The sequence below is a fragment of the Tamaricihabitans halophyticus genome, from assembly GCF_004340875.1.
Lineage (GTDB): Bacteria > Actinomycetota > Actinomycetes > Mycobacteriales > Pseudonocardiaceae > Tamaricihabitans > Tamaricihabitans halophyticus.
This window is the reverse complement of record NZ_SLXQ01000005.1, coordinates 36,683-53,703: the sequence shown is the minus strand read 5'-3', so window position 1 is coordinate 53,703 and position 17,021 is coordinate 36,683. Positions and strand designations below refer to the sequence as shown.

General features: G+C 66.8%; 16 protein-coding genes. 12 read left to right on the top strand and 4 right to left on the bottom strand.

Features of this window, described 5'->3' with window-relative positions; all coding sequences use genetic code 11:
- Positions 1-13: 13 nt before the first annotated feature.
- Positions 14-1,330 carry a PucR family transcriptional regulator gene (locus tag EV191_RS13820; RefSeq protein ID WP_132877453.1) on the top strand — a complete coding sequence of 439 codons (1,317 nt, stop codon included), beginning with the start codon at positions 14-16 and terminating at the stop codon, positions 1,328-1,330.
- 14 nt (positions 1,331-1,344) lie between these two features.
- Here the strand turns inward: EV191_RS13820 and EV191_RS13815 are convergent, their stop codons facing one another.
- Positions 1,345-2,877 (bottom strand): class I adenylate-forming enzyme family protein, encoded by a 1,533-nt coding sequence (locus tag EV191_RS13815; RefSeq protein WP_132877452.1) that lies wholly within the window; start codon positions 2,875-2,877, stop codon positions 1,345-1,347.
- Between the two features lie 144 nt (positions 2,878-3,021).
- Here EV191_RS13815 and EV191_RS13810 point away from each other — a divergent pair, with 144 nt between their 5' ends.
- From EV191_RS13810 to EV191_RS30085, 10 genes are all read left to right on the top strand, one after another.
- Complete coding sequence (locus tag EV191_RS13810; RefSeq protein WP_132877451.1) at positions 3,022-3,975, top strand: AraC family transcriptional regulator; 954 nt, start codon at positions 3,022-3,024, stop codon at positions 3,973-3,975.
- A 358-nt stretch (positions 3,976-4,333) separates the two neighbouring features.
- Complete coding sequence (locus EV191_RS13805; protein ID WP_132877450.1) at positions 4,334-5,545, top strand: MalY/PatB family protein; 1,212 nt, start codon at positions 4,334-4,336, stop codon at positions 5,543-5,545.
- Positions 5,546-5,707: 162 nt separating this feature from the next.
- A complete protein-coding gene (locus tag EV191_RS30090) occupies positions 5,708-5,845 on the top strand; it encodes a hypothetical protein (protein ID WP_165912952.1) in 138 nt (45 codons plus the stop codon).
- A 95-nt stretch (positions 5,846-5,940) separates the two neighbouring features.
- On the top strand, positions 5,941-8,712 hold the full coding sequence (locus EV191_RS13800; RefSeq protein ID WP_132877449.1) for a DUF4040 family protein: 2,772 nt from the start codon (positions 5,941-5,943) through the stop codon (positions 8,710-8,712).
- Positions 8,709-9,110 carry a sodium:proton antiporter gene (locus tag EV191_RS13795; RefSeq protein WP_132877448.1) on the top strand — a complete coding sequence of 134 codons (402 nt, stop codon included), beginning with the start codon at positions 8,709-8,711 and terminating at the stop codon, positions 9,108-9,110. The genes EV191_RS13800 and EV191_RS13795 overlap by 4 nt, the downstream gene beginning before the upstream one ends.
- Complete coding sequence (locus EV191_RS13790; protein WP_132877447.1) at positions 9,107-10,627, top strand: monovalent cation/H+ antiporter subunit D family protein; 1,521 nt, start codon at positions 9,107-9,109, stop codon at positions 10,625-10,627. The genes EV191_RS13795 and EV191_RS13790 overlap by 4 nt, the downstream gene beginning before the upstream one ends.
- Positions 10,624-10,983, top strand: coding sequence for a Na+/H+ antiporter subunit E (locus tag EV191_RS13785; RefSeq protein WP_132877446.1), 360 nt, complete (start codon positions 10,624-10,626; stop codon positions 10,981-10,983). The genes EV191_RS13790 and EV191_RS13785 overlap by 4 nt, the downstream gene beginning before the upstream one ends.
- Positions 10,980-11,237: an MrpF/PhaF family protein gene (locus tag EV191_RS13780; RefSeq protein WP_132877445.1), complete on the top strand. Its 258-nt coding sequence runs from the start codon at positions 10,980-10,982 to the stop codon at positions 11,235-11,237. The genes EV191_RS13785 and EV191_RS13780 overlap by 4 nt, the downstream gene beginning before the upstream one ends.
- The gene (locus EV191_RS13775) at positions 11,234-11,575 is read left to right on the top strand and encodes a cation:proton antiporter (protein WP_132877444.1); all 342 of its coding nucleotides are present in this window, start codon (positions 11,234-11,236) and stop codon (positions 11,573-11,575) included. The genes EV191_RS13780 and EV191_RS13775 overlap by 4 nt, the downstream gene beginning before the upstream one ends.
- 53 nt (positions 11,576-11,628) lie before the next feature.
- On the top strand, positions 11,629-12,147 hold the full coding sequence (locus tag EV191_RS30085; RefSeq protein WP_165912951.1) for a DUF6611 family protein: 519 nt from the start codon (positions 11,629-11,631) through the stop codon (positions 12,145-12,147).
- A gap of 12 nt (positions 12,148-12,159) precedes the next feature.
- Here the strand turns inward: EV191_RS30085 and EV191_RS13765 are convergent, their stop codons facing one another.
- Positions 12,160-14,073 carry a PhoX family protein gene (locus EV191_RS13765; RefSeq protein WP_132877443.1) on the bottom strand — a complete coding sequence of 638 codons (1,914 nt, stop codon included), beginning with the start codon at positions 14,071-14,073 and terminating at the stop codon, positions 12,160-12,162.
- 271 nt (positions 14,074-14,344) lie between these two features.
- Between EV191_RS13765 and EV191_RS13760 the strand changes: the two genes are divergently transcribed.
- Positions 14,345-14,551 carry a hypothetical protein gene (locus EV191_RS13760; RefSeq protein WP_132877442.1) on the top strand — a complete coding sequence of 69 codons (207 nt, stop codon included), beginning with the start codon at positions 14,345-14,347 and terminating at the stop codon, positions 14,549-14,551.
- Positions 14,552-14,621: 70 nt separating this feature from the next.
- Here the strand turns inward: EV191_RS13760 and EV191_RS13755 are convergent, their stop codons facing one another.
- The gene (locus EV191_RS13755) at positions 14,622-15,413 is read right to left on the bottom strand and encodes a sugar phosphate isomerase/epimerase family protein (RefSeq protein ID WP_132877441.1); all 792 of its coding nucleotides are present in this window, start codon (positions 15,411-15,413) and stop codon (positions 14,622-14,624) included.
- Between the two features lies 1 nt (position 15,414).
- Positions 15,415-17,019: a hypothetical protein gene (locus EV191_RS13750; protein WP_132877440.1), complete on the bottom strand. Its 1,605-nt coding sequence runs from the start codon at positions 17,017-17,019 to the stop codon at positions 15,415-15,417.
- Between the last annotated feature and the right edge of the window lie 2 nt (positions 17,020-17,021).

Sequence of the window (17,021 nt, the reverse complement as noted above, 5' to 3'; positions counted from 1 at the left end):
CTAGCCTGCCGAGATGGTCAGGTCAATGACGATCGAGCGCCAGCAGGCACCGCCCTTGCAGTGGGTGGCGCGCTGGCTCGATACGGAACTCGACGCCCTGCTCGATTCCCTTGTAGACGGCGAGCTGGCTGAGCTCCCTGAGCTCGCGGTCGCGCGGGATGATCCGCGTGCCGAGATCAGACACTCGGTGCGGGTGCACCTGATCGCGCTCGCCGACGGCCTTAACCGTTCACCGCTGGAAGGCGAGCTGACCCTGCCCGCGTTTATCAGCAGGCACACCCGCGCACTTGCCAGGCAGGACGTCCCGTCCCTGCCCGCGTTGTTGCGCGCCTTCGAGAAGATTCACGCCGGCGTGTGGCAGCGGCTCACCGCCGCGTTACGCGAGGGACCGTTCCATGTTGCGAAGGAGCGGCGGGCGGAGGTACTTGAACAGGCCTCGGCCCAGCTGTTCGCCTACTTCCAGCTCGCCAGCAACGAAACCGCGTCCGCGTACGCCACGGAGCGAGCGCTGCTCGAGCGGCGAGCGATGTCCCAACGCTCGACGGTGGTCAACGGGCTACTGAACGGGTCGGTCACCACCACTGCCGCCGAACAGGCTCTCGGGTACGACCTGAATGCGGTCCATGTCGGCTATGTTGCCTGGGTTGACGAATTGTCCGACCTGGACAGATTGGACACGGCACTGGCGACGCTGAGCGAGCACCTGCGACCACGTCAGCATCTCAGCGTGCCCGCCGGGGAGCGCACCCAGTTCGGCTGGATCACTTGCCATAACGGCAGTTGGCTCGAGATCCTGCGCGGTTATCGCCTGCCGGAAGGCATCCACTGCGCCTGGGGCTCGCCGCAGCAGGGCGCCGACGGGTTCCGGGCAAGTCACCGCGACGCGCTCGAGGCCCGCAGGGTGGGCGAGACCACCGGCCTGGCGCGCGGCAACCGGGCCGTGCTGTTCGACGATGTGGCCATCGCTTCGCTGGCCTCAAGGGACCTGTGCTCGGCGAGCGCGTTTGTCCACCGCCAGCTGGACAAACTGGCTGGCACGGACGAGCTCGCCGGCCGGCTGCTCGAGACGCTGCGGGTGTACCTCAACGAGCTGGCCAGCCCGACGCGGGCCGCGCGGCGTTTGCATGTCCATCCCAACACGGTGGTGAAGCGGGTGGAGCGAATCGAGGCAATGCTCGGCAGGCGGGTCGATCCGGCCAGTCTCGCCCTGCGGGTAGCGGTGGAGCTGGCGCCCATGGTGCGGCTGCAACCACGGTCGAGTACTCCCCTGTCCAGCGACCCGACCGTGCCGGTCGATGCCGCACCCGCTCCTCGGGCAAGTTCGGGCTAGTAGGGATCTTGCGGTCACTTGGTGGGACCGTACTGATCGCGCACCGACCGGCGGAGCACCTTGCCGACGCCGCTTTTCGGGAGTTCCGTGCCGAACTGGACACTGGTGACCCGCTTGACCGGCCCGAGCCGCGCTCGCGTCCAGGCGATCAGGTCTTCCTCGCTCACGTTGGCCCCCTCGGCCAGCACGACCAGCGCCATCGGCGTTTCGCCCCATTTGTCGTGCGGCACCCCGACCACCGCGGCCTCCTGTACCGCTGGGTGAGCAACGAGGGCGTTCTCCACCTCCGCTGGCCAGACGTTGAAACCGCCGGAGATGATCATGTCTTCCTTGCGGTCAGTGATGAACAGATAGCCGTCCGCATCCACGTAGCCCATATCGCGGGTCAGCACCGAACCGTCGGCAAGCTTGCGTGCGCGGGTCGCATCCGGATCGCCCCAGATCTCGGTGAACGCGCTCGGGTTGTCGAAGGCGATCTCGCCGACCTCGCCCTGAGGTAGCGGCGTACCGTCCGCGCCGACGATCGTGAGGCGTGTGTTGGCGGTCGGCCGGCCAGCGGACCGCAGGTACTTGCCGTCCTGTTCGACGTGGTCCGCCGGGCTCAGGAACGTCACCGGGGCCCCTTCGCTCTGCCCGTACAGCTGCCGCAGGATGTCGCCGAAAACAGAGCGTGCTTCGCGTAGCGCGGTCTCGGTCATCGGCGAACCGCCGTAGACGATGGCCCGCAGGCTGCTGAGGTCGGTGGTGCCCGCGGCGGGATGCTGCGCGACGAGCTGCACCATGGTCGGCACACCGAAGGTCAGCGTGCAGCGGTATTGCTCGATCGCTTCGAGAAACGCCGCCGGCTCGAACGCGCGCAGCACGACGACGGCGCCACCGGCGGCGAGCACCGGGAGCACCGCCATGATCGTAGCGTGGGACAGCGGACCGCCGGCGAGGTAGCGGTCCTCGGAGGTCAGCTCGGGCAGGATCGTCGCCATCTCGGTGCCAACCCCGGTCCATGCCCGCACCGAGTGCATGATTCCCTTCGGCTTTCCGGTGGTTCCCGCGGAGAACCGGATGGTCTGCGGCTCGTCCGGCGACATCTCGATGCCGCGGTCCGTGGCTGGAGCATCGGCCAGCAGCGCTTCGTAGTCACGGGCACCGCTGGGTGCGGTGCCGTCCAGCACCAGGACGTGCCGCAGCGTGTGGGCGCCGGCCAGATGCGGGGCAATGGCGTCATAGTGCTGCCGCTGCACGATCAGCACGCTTGCCCCGACCAGGTCCAGCAGGTACAGGTTCGTGTCTGCGCTGTTGTGCGTGTACAGCGAGGCGCGCACGTAACCACCGAGCGCGATACCCAGGATCAACTCGAGCGACTCGGGGCTGTTGTCGGTCAGCGTGGCGACGCGTTCGCCCTCCGCGACGCCCAACCCGGCCAGCGCGTTGCCCAGCTGGCACGAGCGCCGGTAGACCTGCGCGTAGCTCTGGCTCGCACCGGAGCAGATGATCGCGGGACGGTCCGCATGGTGTTTGGCCGCGGAACGGATGAGGCTCGCAAGGTCCATTGGTTGACGCTATGAGCCGCGCTGGGCCGCAACAATGGACCGGCCCGACACCAGGTGGTGGCGCCTAGGCACAGTCGACACGCCGACGGAATTTGTGCGAGGGGCTACGCTATGGATGCCCAGGCGAAGTGACCGGAAGGATCGGTGACAGCCGTGCCAGAGACCGCACTGTGCACCGACGCGTCGTCAACCCAAGGGTTGACGCCCGGTGACTCGCGGGAACGCTGGCGGCAGATCGTCACGACCTACCAGTGCACGATGACCTGCGATTTCCCCGATGGGGCCGGGACAAGCGACCTGCAACGGCTGCGTACCGACCGCAACCAGGTACTCGCTTGGCAGTCACCGAGGGTGCGCTACCGCAGGGATGCCCGGCATATGCGGCAAGACGGTATCGACGCGTACATCTTTTTCGTCCCTACCTCGGGCACGGCCGAGATCGATATCGAGGCGTCCAGGACCAGCCTGCGGCCTGGCCACGGCGCCCTTGTCGCCACCAACCAGCCGTTCGACGTCACCCACACGCCGTACGCGAGCCTGCGGGCGATCACCATCGAGCGCCGCACCTTCCAGCAAGGGCTACCCCAGGTTTGCGGCCCAGTGGCACCGATCAACCTGCAGACCGGGCTGGGCGGCATCGTGCACGACCTGCTGAACAGCGCGGTGCGCACGGGCAGCCAGCTGTCCGCGCACGAGTTTGACGCGGTGCTCGACCGGCTGGTCCAGCTGGTGTGCGTACTGGTCGGCACGGAAATGCTCGACGCGGGCGATCACTTCAGCGAGATCGAAGGGGCCATCCGCAGGTACGTGCGGGACAACGCGCACGAACCGGACCTGAACAGCGAGCTGATCGCCACCGCGCTCGGCTGGTCGGTGCGCCAGATCCAGCTCGCCCTGCAGCGCTCCGGAACGACCTGCCGAGACCTGATCAAGAACGAGCGGCTGAGCCTGGCCCACGACCGGCTCTCCAGCCCCGGATATCACCGGATGCCCATCACCGAGCTCGCCTACCACTGCGGCTTCTCCTCGCCGGCGAGGTTCAGCACCGCGTTCAAGGAACGCTTCGGGCTCACACCCCGCGAACTTCGCGACGCTTAACCCGCCGCACCGGCCGGTCTCCGAAACAGCGCGGGAACGCTCAGCGGATGTTGGAGCGGTGAAAGTTCCGGCGAGTCCGCGAGTCTTCCACGTGGTACCCGGCTTCACGAGTGCACGTCACTTTGGTCAACCGGCCGAAGGATGCTTCGACGAACCGATCCGCCGCCCATTCCGGGAGCGTGGCGGCGTACTGGTCGTCGGGGCACCGGGGCGCATCGCTGTATTTCACCCGCTGTCTCCGCTCCTCGGCTGGACTTCGAGCGCCCGATCTTCCCATGGGCGGCCGCACCGGAGTCGGTGGGATGCACGGCCGCGCGAACCACTGTCGATCGCCACCGCGCGCGGATACGCTCGACGGATGGCGAGCAACCCACTCGAAGAACTCTCTCTTGACCAGCTGCGCAAGCGCACCAGCAAGAAATGGCGCACGCACCCCGCCGACGTGCTTCCGCTGTGGGTCGCCGAGATGGATGTACCACTCGCCGAACCGATCGTTGACGCGCTCAAGAACGCCATCGACCAGGGCGACACCGGCTACCCTGCCGGCGACGGCTACGCCAACGCCCTAGCGCGGTTCGCGCGAAACCGGTGGGGCTGGCACGGGTTCCAGCCAGACCGGGCGATCATCGTGCCCGACGTCATGCTTGGCATCGTCGAAGTACTCCGGGTGATCACCGAGCCCGGCGACCCGGTCGTAGTCAATGCACCGGTATACCCACCGTTCTTCGCCTTCACCAGCCACGCCGACCGGCGCGTGGTCGAATCCCCACTCACCGCCACCGGCCGGATCGATCTGGATCGGCTGGCGGATACCTTCCAGAACCTGGCCAGCAAGCACGCGCGCGTGACCTACCTGCTGAGCAACCCGCACAACCCCACCGGAGCCGTACACACCCGAGCAGAACTGTCGACCGTCGCCGAACTGGCCAGCCGGTACGGCGTGCGGGTCATCGCCGACGAGATCCACGCCCCGCTCGTACTACCCGGCAGCACCTTCGTCCCCTACCTGTCCGTCGCCGGCGCGGACGACGCCTTCAGTTTGATGTCCGCCTCCAAGGCATGGAACCTCGCTGGCCTGAAGGCGGCGCTCGCCATTGCCGGCCCCGCCGCGACCGACGACCTCGCCCGCATTCCGGAAGAGGTCAGCCATGGCCCCAGCCATCTGGGGATCATCGCGCATACCGCGGCGTTCGCCGCCGCCGGCGACTGGCTCGACGCCCTGCTCGCCGGCCTCGACGTCAACCGGAGCACGCTTGGCAACTTCCTCACCGAGCGGATACCCGAGTTCGACCACACCCGCCCCGAGGGCACCTATCTGGCCTGGATCGACTGCCGGCGGCTCGGCCTGCCCGAAGAACACGGCCGGCAAACCGGCAACGGGGCGGTCACCGACCTCGAAGGTCCGGCCAAACTTCTCCTGGAGCGGGCCAGGGTAGCGGTGAACGCCGGGCACGTTTTCGGCTCCGGTGGCAGCGGACACATCCGGCTCAACTTCGCCACCTCGCCCACGATCCTGACCGAAGCACTGACTCGGATCGAGCAGGCCGTGCGCCAGCCCGCCGCACCCTGAGGCGATTCCATCGTCCACAATGCACGAAGCGCGTCGGACCCTGCACGGACCGCTCAATAGTCCACTTAGCACGAAGATCGGCTAACGACATCATTCGAGGTCAGCGCCCGACGCGGACGAACTCCTTGCCGGAAAACGGACATACTGGTACATTCATTTGCGATGTACACTAAGGACGTTGACTGCAAAGCTGCGTTCGTGCCGATTTTCTGGGTCCTCATGCACCCCGGCACGAACGGGCAGATTACGTCGTGGGGCGAGAACCAGGCCGGTTCGGCTCCGAACATCGCCGATGCCTGACTGAGCATCGGCCGAATCACATCTGACGCTTCGCGAAGATCGCTGCGCATATTCGGTTCGATGGGTGACGTGTACCTCCGAACCGGGGTAGATCCTTGCTTCTTGCGTGTGTTGCAACCACTTTTCTTGCTTGCGGCGCCGCTCCGCTACTGACACGCGTCAGTGGCCGGGCGGCCGGCTGGCTACTCGCCGTGCCATTGCTGCTTGCCGCGGTGCTCCTTGGCGTTGCCGTCGGCTTCGCGCCGGGCACGACGGCAGAGCAGTACCTGCCGTGGATGCCGACGTTGGACGTCGGCTTCGCGCTGCGGCTGGACGGCCTTTCCCTGCTGTTCTCGCTACTCGTGCTGGTCATCGGTGCTGGTGTGCTCGCGTACTCCGCCCGCTATCTCGGCACATCCGGTAACCACGGGTCGTTCTACCTCCTGATGACCGCCTTCGCCGCGGCCATGCTGCTGCTGGTTCTTGCGGACAACCTGGTGGTGCTGTTCGTCGCGTGGGAAGCGACAACGCTGTGCTCGTTCTTCCTGATCGCCAGGTCCGGGCCGAAGGCAAGGGAACCAGCTATCCGGACCTTGCTGGTAACGGCCGCCGGTGGGCTGAGCCTGCTTGCCGCGCTGGCGGTGATCGTCGTCGGCACCGGCACGACCGGGTTGAGCGAGGCACTGGCCAGCCCGATCTGGCAGGAGAGCGCCGGATTCTCGATCGCGGTGGCCGCACTGCTCGCCGGCGCCGCCTTCACGAAGTCGGCCCAGTTCCCTTTCCAGTCGTGGCTACCGGACTCGATGGTCGCGATCACCCCGGTCTCGGCGTACCTGCACGCCGCGGCAATGGTCAAGGCAGGTATCTACCTGCTGCTGCGCTTCTCTCCGGTACTCGCCGGCGAAACCGTGTGGATGGTGCTACTGATCTCCGCGGGGTTGACGACCGCCCTTTTTGGAGCCATTGCCGCGCTACGGCGAACCGACCTGAAAGAACTGCTGGCCTACTCCACGATGAGCCAGCTAGGTCTGCTTGTCGCCATGATCGGTATCGGTACCCCGGCGGCGCTCACCACGGCAGTCGTACACACCGTGGCGCACGCGCTGTTCAAGTCGGCACTGTTCATGCTCATCGGTGTCATCGACAAACGGGCGGGTACGCGCGATATCCGCGAGCTTGCCGGCCTGCGGCTGCGGATGCCGGTTACCGCGACCGTGCTCGGGCTCGCGGCCGCCTCAATGGCCGGGATTCCGCTGCTGCTCGGGTTCGTGAGCAAGGAACTCATGTTCGCCGCCTTCCTGGAAACACCAGGCCCTGGCTGGGTTCCGGTGCTGGTTACCGCGCTCGGGGCGGCTACCGCGGTGCTGACCTTCGCCTACTCCGGGCGGATCGTGCTGGGCGCGTTCTCCGGCAGGAACGGCAACACCGTCCGCGAGGCATCCGCGCCCTTCTACTCGGTGCCGGCACTGGGAGCCATCGCCGGTCTGGCACCGGGAATCGCACCGTTCGTTCTGGACGGTCTAGTCTCGGACGCGGCATCGGCGACCGCGGGCGAAGCCGTACAGGCCGAGCTGGTGCTGTGGCATGGTCTCAATCCCGCGCTCGCGATCTCGGCGGTCGTGCTCAGTGTGGGCACGATGCTGGTACTCGCACGGCGCCGGGTCGATACGGTTCTCGCCCCAGTGCGGTTCCCGTTCTCCGGCCTGGCCATCGTCGACGCCCTGCGTTCGGTGGTGGTCCGCTTCGGCGCGACCGTCGGCGAGCTGGCCGGCAGTCGCGCACCGCGCTACCACCTGGCTGTCCCGATGATCTGCGTATCCGCGATCGCGCTCATCGCGGTGTTTACTGTGGACAGTCTGCCGCCAATCGTGGGAAGCCCAGCCGAACCGCTGGACTGGACACTGGTCGCGCTCGTCCTGGTCGGCGTGGTAGCCGCGGTGCGCGCACAAACGCGGATCGCGGCGATCGTGGTGATCGGCGTGGTCGGCTTCGCGATGACACTGTGGTACTTCGTGCTTGGCGCCGCGGATGTCGCCCTGACCCAGTTACTCGTGGAGATCCTGACCGTATGCGTCATGGTGCTACTGCTGCGCAGGCTACCCGCCCGATTCGGCAAACAGCCGCTGCGTAACCGCATCCCCGCCGGGATCATCGCCATCGGCGCCGGCCTCGCGACGGCAGCTGGGGTGTGGGCACTGACCGGCCGGAGGGAGATGTCCGAGGCGGCGTCCTTCTTCGTCCGCGAAGGCGAAACAGCCACCGGCGGATCGAATATCGTCAATACGATCCTGGTCGACTTCCGGGCCATGGACACCCTCGGCGAGCTGACCGTGCTCGGCGTCGCCGGTATCGCGGTTGCCGCGCTGCTGCACTCCAGGCACCCGACCGCGGTGCGGTCCGCGCACCTCGATCGCGGGACACCACTGGCCGATGCGCGGGCGAACTCGGTCTTCGTCCGCACGACCACCCGGCTGCTCGGACCGGTGATCGTCGCGCTCTCGCTGCTGCTGTTGCTGCGCGGGCACTACGAACCCGGTGGCGGGTTCATCGCGGCGCTCATCGGCGGGGCCGGGTTCACCTTGCTGTATCTCGCCGCCCCCACCGATTCCGCGGCCCGGGTGCGCTGGCCATACCTGACGTTGATCGGCGCGGGCATCGTGATCAGCGCCGGCACCGGGTACCTCGGCTATCTCGAAGGATCGTTCCTCACCCCGCTACACGTCGAGATCCTGGGGATCAAGCTGACCAGCGCGCTGCTGTTCGACATCGGCGTCTACTCCAGCGTGATCGGCATCGTGCTGGCCGCATTCAACCTGCTTGGCCGGCGGCACCGAATCCTGCACGACGACGACCAACCACCCGCGAGCAAGGAGGTGAGCTACCGATGACCGTCGCCATCACCGCCGGCGTACTTGTGGCCGGCGCCGTGTACCTGTTCCTGAAACGCGAGATGCTGCGGGTGATCCTCGGCTTCGTACTGCTCGGGCACGCGGGCAACATGATCCTGATGGCCGCTGGCGGCACCTCCCGGCGTGCCGAGCCGTTCGGTACGCCCGAGGAGCCCGCGACCGTGGCCGATCCGCTACCGCAGGCATTCGTGCTGACCGCGATCGTGATCGCCTTCTCGATCACCATCTTCATGCTGGTGCTCTCCGCAACGGGCACCGAGAACGACGACACCACGGACGGCGCCAACGATCCGGCGAACGGGCCAACCGACTCCGCTGACGGCACCAGCCAACCGCGCCCTGCGCGGCACGGCGCCCGGACGGAGGAACACCCATGATCGGATCATTGCTAGCGCTACTGGTGGCCGTGCCACTGGTGGCGGCCGGCGTGCTCATGATGACCGGGCACCGTCCCCGCTTGCACGCCACCGTACTGCTCACCATCCTTATTGGATCAACAGGCAGTAGCGCGCTGCTCGTGTATGCCTTCGCCGATGGCGGAGCCGTCGCGCACGGCGTGGGTTCCTGGCCGTTCGGAATCGCGATCCCGTTCGCGGCCGATATGTTCGCCGCGCTCATGCTCACCGTGACCGGGCTGCTGGCGGTCACCTGCGTGGTGTTCGCCATCGCGTCCCGCAAGGCTTCCGCGCGGTTCTTCGCCCCGCTGATGCTGGTGCTCCTCGCCGGAGTGAACGGGGTACTGCTGACCGCGGACCTGTTCAACCTGTTCGTCTTCATCGAGGTCATGCTGCTGCCCTCGTACGGGCTGTTTGTCCTCGCCGCACAAGGAAAGGCAGCGCTGCGGCAGATCGCCGGGGCCCGGCTGTACGTAACACTGAACCTGTTGACCTCGACGATCTTCCTCGCCGGAGTCGGGTTCATCTACGGCACCGCGGGTACGGTGAACCTCGCCGAACTCGCCGCCGCGGCGAAAGCCGACGACACCGTGGCCATCGCCGTACTGGTCTGCTTGTTCGCGCTCGGGATCAAAGCCTCGATCGTGCCGGTACACGGCTGGCTGGCCCGGACCTACCCGGCCACCTCACCGGCGATCACCGCGCTGTTCTCCGGTCTGCACACCAAGGTCGCGATCTACGCGATCTACCGCATCTACGCGGTCGTCTTCGACGGCGATACCCGCTGGCTGTGGATCGGTGTGCTGATTTTCAGCGCCACCATGATCATCGGGGTGTTCGGTGCAGTTGGCGCCGGCACGACGCGGTCCATCCTGGCCTTCCACATGGTCAGCCAGATCGGCTACATCCTGCTCGGTGTCGCACTGTTCACCGAGGCCGGGTTGACAGCTGGCATCTTCTATCTGCTGCACCACATGATCGTCAAAGCTTCGCTCTTCCTTTCCACAGGGGCGATCGAGGTGCGCTACGGAACCGGCACCATCGGACAACTGTCCGGTATCGCCAAACGCGAGCCGGTCATCGCCGTCGCGTTCTTCATCGCCGCGCTCTCGCTTGCCGGGCTTCCCCCGTTCTCCGGGTTTGTCGCCAAGCTCTCGTTGATCATCGCTTCCGTTGATGCCGGGCAGATCGCGGCGGCCGTGGTGATGTTGCTGGTCAGTCTCATCACGCTGCTTTCCATGCTGAAGATCTGGTCCGGCGTCTTCTGGGGCAAGGACGAGGTCGCTGACGGCGGGCAACTGGGCACCGCGCCCGTGCTCACCGCGACCAGGGAGAAGACACAGCGCGTCGGCGCGCTACTGGCCGCACCCGCGGTGCTGCTTGCCGCCATCACCGTCGGTTTTGGACTCGGCGCCGAACTGCTCCTTTCGTTGTCCCAGACGGCCGCGGCCGGCCTCGCCGACCCGACCGCGTACATCGAGGCGGTGATCAACTCATGACCTGGCTCAGCTGGCCCATCAGGCTGCTCGTCTTCACCGGTTGGTTCGCCAAGGAGATCGTGGTCGCCAGCGCGGTTGTGCTCCGCGACAACCTCACTCCTGGCCAGGCGTCCACACCGGGTATCGCCCACTACGCCACGCGCTGCCGGACCGATGCCGAGCTCACCCTGCTCGCCGCGCTCATCACGCTCACGCCGGGAACACTGGCGCTGGGTACCGAGACCACCCCGGCCGGCGCGCGGGTGCTGTTCGTGCACGGCATGTACAACGTGGACGCGGACGCGTTGCGGACAGAGCTCCGGGATATGGAAGGGCGAATGCTGCATGCCGTCCGTCGCAGAGGAGGCCGCTCGTGATCGGTATCGACATCGGCATCCTGCTCATCACCGTTGCCTGCCTTGCCTCGACCTACCGGATGCTCCGCGGACCAACCGAGGCTGACCGGGCGATCGCGGGCGATCTCCTGCTGTTCGGGGTCGTCGGACTCGTCGCGCTGTTCGGTGTTCGTGCCGCAAGCACCTACACCTTCGACATAGTCCTGATCACCGCGCTCGTCGGCTTCCTCGGCGCACTGTCCCTAGCTCGCGCGCTCACCAGGGGGAAACGATGAATGCTCTGGTTACCGTCACTGGCGACGTCCTCATTGTCGTCGGCGCCCTCGTGTTCACGACGGCAGCACTCGGCGTGCTGCGCTTTCCGGACGCCTACACCCGGCTGTCCGCGGTGGGTACCGCCGGCGGTATCGGCATCATCTTCGTGGTCAGTGGCGCGCTACTGCACCTACCGAGCGTGCCGAACCTGGTCAAGGTCATCGTCATCATCGCGCTGCAACTGATCACCTCGGCCATCGGCAGTATCGCCCTTGCGCGCTCTACCTATCTGACCCGTACGCCACTGCATCGGCCGGCCTACGACGAACTGACTTCTTCGGCCACGCACGGAAAGTGATCATCGAGCACCCTCCGGATGGCCCGCAGCCGACGAACAGGAAGGACCCAGCCATGAACACCAATGCCAGGTACTGGCAGAAGCTGCTCGATGGTCGCTACCGCTGGGGAATCGCGTCGCGCCAGACAAGCCGCTACGGTGCGCGGTCCATCCGGCTACTCATCCATCCGCCGGACAGCTCGCGCACCGAACGTCGCTATGCCCGCCTGGCCAGGTTCTGGCCGGTCATTGGTGTGGCCATCGTCGCGCTCAAGGGCCCGACCATCACCTTCCTGACCAACGTGTCGGCGTACCTGGTGTTCGCCGCCATCGTTGCGCTGGTCGTCTGGGCGGGGCTGACGCTTGCCCACCGCACGGCGGATACGCGCGCACGCAGCGTCGAACTGTTTGCCTCATCCTCCTTCCTTACCCCGCGCACTGCTGATCAACTGCGCTACGGGCAGGTGGCCAGGATCGCCGAGGATCTCGACGAGGCCCAGCGCCAGCTCGACAACCAGTACATTTCCTGGAGCTGGTACCAGTTTCTCTGGGATGGCGCCTACCAGGAGGCCCGCGCGACGCCGCACCGGTAGGCGCCTGCACGCTCAGGTTCCGATAATCCCGCCGTCATCCTTGCGAATCGCCAAGGTGGCCGACCGTGGCCGCCCCTGCGGATCGAATTCCGGCCAGTTACTCACCGCCCTCGGGTTCTCGGGTGTCGGCTCGCCAATCGTGTCAGTCTCCTCGCCGGGGTGCTGCACATTCACGAAAAGCGTGCGCTGATCCGGTGTAGTTACCGCACCGGTCAGCTCGCAACCCCGAGGTCCGACCAGAAAACGCCGAATATCACCGGATTCTGGATCGGCGGCAAGGAGTGCGTTGTTACCGATGTTGTCGTATCCCTGTTCCGGGTCCAGCTGCGCGGAATTGGAGATGTCCGTCTGAATCCACAGTCGACCGTCCGGATCGAACCACAAGCCGTCCGGTGAGCCGAACATGCTGTCCTCGGACAGCTCCACCGAGTCGTCGTAGGCCGGATCACCGGCCAGCACGAAGATATCCCACTCGAAGGTCGTGCCCGTGTTGTTCTTGTTCGGTTCCCACCAGCGGATGATGTGGCCGTAGGGATTGGGCTTTCGGGGATTCGCCGCACCCCACCCGCTGCCGTTGGTCAGTGCGGCGTAGGTATCCTTGGTCTTCGGATGCTGGGATATCCACTCTGGACGGTCCATCGGGGTAGCACCAACCGCGTCCGCTGCTTCCCTGGTGCGTAGCAGCACGTCCGCCTGGTCCTGCCACCCATTGGAAGCGGTCAGCGGCCCGGTCCCGAACACAAGTGGCAACCAGGATCCGGTGTTGTCGTCGTCGAACCGTGCCACGTACAGCGTGCCTTCATCCAGCGGGCTGACCCCGCGCGCCCGCTGCGACTGCCACGGCGCATCCGAAACGTACTTGTAGATGTACTCGCCGTCCTGATCATCTCCGGTGTAGACGACCAGCCGCGCGCGAGATTCGGTTACCAGCGCGCCTTCGTGTTTGATCCGGCCGAGCGCCGTGCGCTTCACCGGTACCGCAGCCGGATCGAACGGGTCGATCTCCACGACCCAGCCGAAGCGGTGCGGTTCGTTCGAGTTGACCGCGATATCCCATCGCGGGTCCACTTCGTACCAGCGGTAGCCGAAGCCCTCGTTGTCGATGCCGTACCGCGCTTCCTGCGGGCTCGGCTGCCAGGATTCGTCCTCGGTGCCGAAGTAGCTGTTCCAGTTCTCCTCGCAGGCGAGATAGGTGTCCCAGGGGGTGAACCCGTGCGAGCAGTTGTTCATCGTGCCAAGCGGCGGATTGTTCGAGTCAAGCGCGGGATGTTCCAGCGTCACCGGGCCGGTGTAGGTCACCGGGGTAGCCCCGGTTACTCGCCTGGCCAGCGGGGAATCCACCTGCTGCCACTGCCCGTCCACGAGCGCCACCGCTACGACGCTGACGCCATGCGCGGCCACCCCTTTGTCCACTTTCTCCTGTGTCATCTCCGCGTCGCCATCGGTGTGCAGCAGGGCCTGGTCGATGTACTCGTGATTGAGCACGAGCAGACCGGTGTCCTCACCCCGCGCATTGCGACCGGTGGGGAAGAAATGCATCCCGTCGTGGTGCGAGCCAAGCTGCTCAGCCTGCTCGGCCGCCGAGTTGCTGGCGTCCTTGCGCCACGCCGGCCCATCCGGGCGTACCGGGTCGCCCCAGGGGATGAGTACCCGCGCGGAGTACCCCTCGGCGACACTGACCGCGTCCGCCTCGCTGGTCGGGATCGGGCTGAACCCGAGCAACGAACGGCCGGGGCGTGCGGCGGTGCTGGTCGCGGGGCCGGTCGCGGCGCCGGCGGTTCCGGTGGCGAGTCCGAGGAATCCTGCGGCGGCGGCCGCGGTGCCACCGCGCAGGACGGATCGGCGGGAGAGCACGGCCGCGGCGATGTCGTTGAACGGTCGATTCGCTGACGGGTTGGAGCTGATGTCGTCGGGGTCGGAGGTCACCTGGTCACCTCATTCGTCAGTTCGGGGCAGCCCGAATTCGCAGGGAAATGCGGATGCTACTCAGCTTCGTCGGGGTACCAACAGAGCCAAACGAATACGACATACAGATGATTACCGACATTTCACCTGAAGGTCAGCCTCGCCGCGCGCGCTTTGGCCGATCGGCCATCTGACCCTGGCCGCACGGCCGATCCGCTGACCAGCGAATTCGCCGATGCTTGGGTTAGCCGGTCGAACCGGGCCGGCACACCAAGAGAATCGGGGATCAATCATGTTGACGGTGATCGTTTGCGCTGGCGTTGTCGTTGGTCTCGGCCTGCTCACCCTGATGGCCGCCGCGCCCGCGCTGCTCGAGTGGAACGAGCGCAACCCGGTGGCCGAGAAGCAGCCGGCACGCCAGCGGAAAGCCGCGGCGCAGCAGGAGTCGGCTGGCCGCGCCGAGCCAACCCGGCTACGCGCCAGCACCCAGTCGTGCTGAATACAGCGGCTTCGGTGACAGTTCGTAATCGCGTTCTTTAAGGTTAGCGAGGTCAGGGAGCGCAGCGGGGTTACTGGCCGAGATGCAGACGGGTGAACAGCAGCGCCTCGGCCAGGTCGCGAGCTCGGGCGGCTGGCCCGCTGGCCCGCTGGGTGTTCAGCTCGAGCACGATCTGCCCGCTGAACTCGCGGTCGGCCAACTGTTCACACAACTGGCCACATGGCTGATTGCCTCTACCCGGCACCAGATGCTCATCTTTGGGCAAGCCGGAACCATCCGCCAGGTGCACATGGCGTAGCCCGGCACCCATCCGGTCCGCAAGGGCGAGCGCGTCCATTCCCGCCGCGGACGTATGCGACAGGTCGAGCGTGTAGTTCGCATAGCCGACGTCGGTCGGATCCACCGAAGGCGCGAAGGCCGACACGGCCCGCCGGCGGCCGATCGGGCGCACCGGGAACATGTTCTCCACCGCCACCGCGATACCGGTGCTCTCCTCCAACTCGCCAACCAGCTCCGCGAAAGCCGCACTGTAGCGACGCTGCCAACGAAACGGCGGATGCACCACGACGGTGCTCGCTTCCAGTTCGCCAGCAAGATCCACCGCGCGGCGCAACCGAACCACCGGATCCGGTGACCACACCCGCTGGGTGATCAGCAGGCAGGGCGCGTGCACCGCGAGCACCGGCACCCCGGTTCGCCGCACGCACCGCCGCAGCGACTGCAGGCTCTGGCTGATCGGGTCCGCCCAGACCATCACTTCCATGCCGTCATAGCCGAGCTCCGCGGCGAGCTCGAACGCCGAGGCGGCATTCTGCGGCCACACCGAACCCGTGGACAGTGCCACGGGGATACGCGACGGCACGCTAATGGCTCAACAACAGCAAAGCGGCGGGCGATACCGTGACGACCAGCCCAACCAGTACGGCAAGCACCGTGGTTTGCAGATCCTCCGCCTTGCGGATCTTCCGCACGATCCACACCAGCGCGACGATCACCAACAGCGCGGCGATCAACGCGGCCGCTGGGATCTCGCCCCACAGCCAGTTGAACCCGAGCCAGACCGCGGCACCGCCGATCACCCCAACGGCCAGCTGACCGGCCATGCCCAGCCATTCCTTGACCGGGGAACGAGCCGGCTCCTCCGCTACGTCAGCCTCGGCCTCAGCGTCGCCCGACTCGGCGTGCTCGGCTTCCGGGTAGTCCGTTTCGGAGTACTCGTCCTCGGCGTACTGAACTTCGGTGTACTGGGTAGCCGGATACTGGTCCGCTGGGTAATCGGACTCAGGGTACTCGCCTTCCGCGTACTCGTCCTCTGTGAACGGGGCCTCGGTGTACTGCGTCCCCGGATACTGACCTTCGGGGTCTGGGTACTGGTCGGCTGGGTAACCGCCTTCCGGATAGTCACCCTCGACGTAATCCTGGTCGGGATACTGGCCAGCCGCGCCTTCCGGGTAGTCCTGGTCGGCGTAGTCGTCGTACTCGTAGTCCGCGTAGCCGTACTCGTCCTCGGCGTAGTAACCCTGCTCGTCGGCCTGCTGATAGTCGGCTGGCGCGGGGACCGGCTGCTGGACCGCGGTGTCCTCGGCGGACGGTGGCTGCACCGGCGGCTCTGCCCCCGGTGGCGGGCCAGGACGCTGGAACGCGCCCGAGTTGTGACTCGGTGCGCCGGCGAGTCCGGCTGGCGGTTCACCAATCGCGGGGATACCCGTTTGCGTCGGGCTCCCACCGTCGGCGTCCAGTCGCGCGGCCAACCCGCTCATCGTCGGCGGGTCAGCTGGCTGCTCGGCCTCCGGCTGCGGCAACGGCCCGGACGGCTGCGCCCCTGGCCGTGGCGGCGGCTTCGGCAACGGTCCAGACGGTTGCGCGCCCGGCCGTGGCGGCTGCGGCAACGGCCCGGATGGCTGCTGCGGCCGCTTGGGCAATGGTCCGGATGGCTGGGCACCAGGCGGCGGGCCAGCTGGCGCCGCGCCAGGCTGCTGCTGTCCGGGCGGTGGCGCTGCTGGACCTGGTGCCGCGGGCGGAAAATGTCCCGTGCCGGGCTGCGGGGGTGCCGCCGGTGGCGGCGGTCCCTGTTGCGGAGGCGGGCCTTGCGGACCGGGCTGGACCGGCCGGGCAGGGGCTGGTCGGCCGGCGAACGGTGGCCGGTTCGGCATACCCGGCGGCGGCTGGTCCACCCCGGGATGCGGTGCCGGCCCTGGCTGCTCGGGCTGCGGCGCGCGGGAAGCGGAACGGCTACGCGGCGGCTCGTCGTCCTCGTGGACCGGCTGCATGCGCCCGCTGTCCGACATGACGCGATCGATAATCGCCTGCGGAGCGGTCTCGGAAATCGGCGCGCCATTGGATGAGTCGTCCTCATCGGCACGACGCCGGCGCCGTCGACGCGGTGCGTCGCCGCCACTTCCGCCGTGTTGAGCAAGTAGCTCAGCGACCGTGCGCTGGCCCTGCTCCCCTTCGCTTTCTCGACTCATCC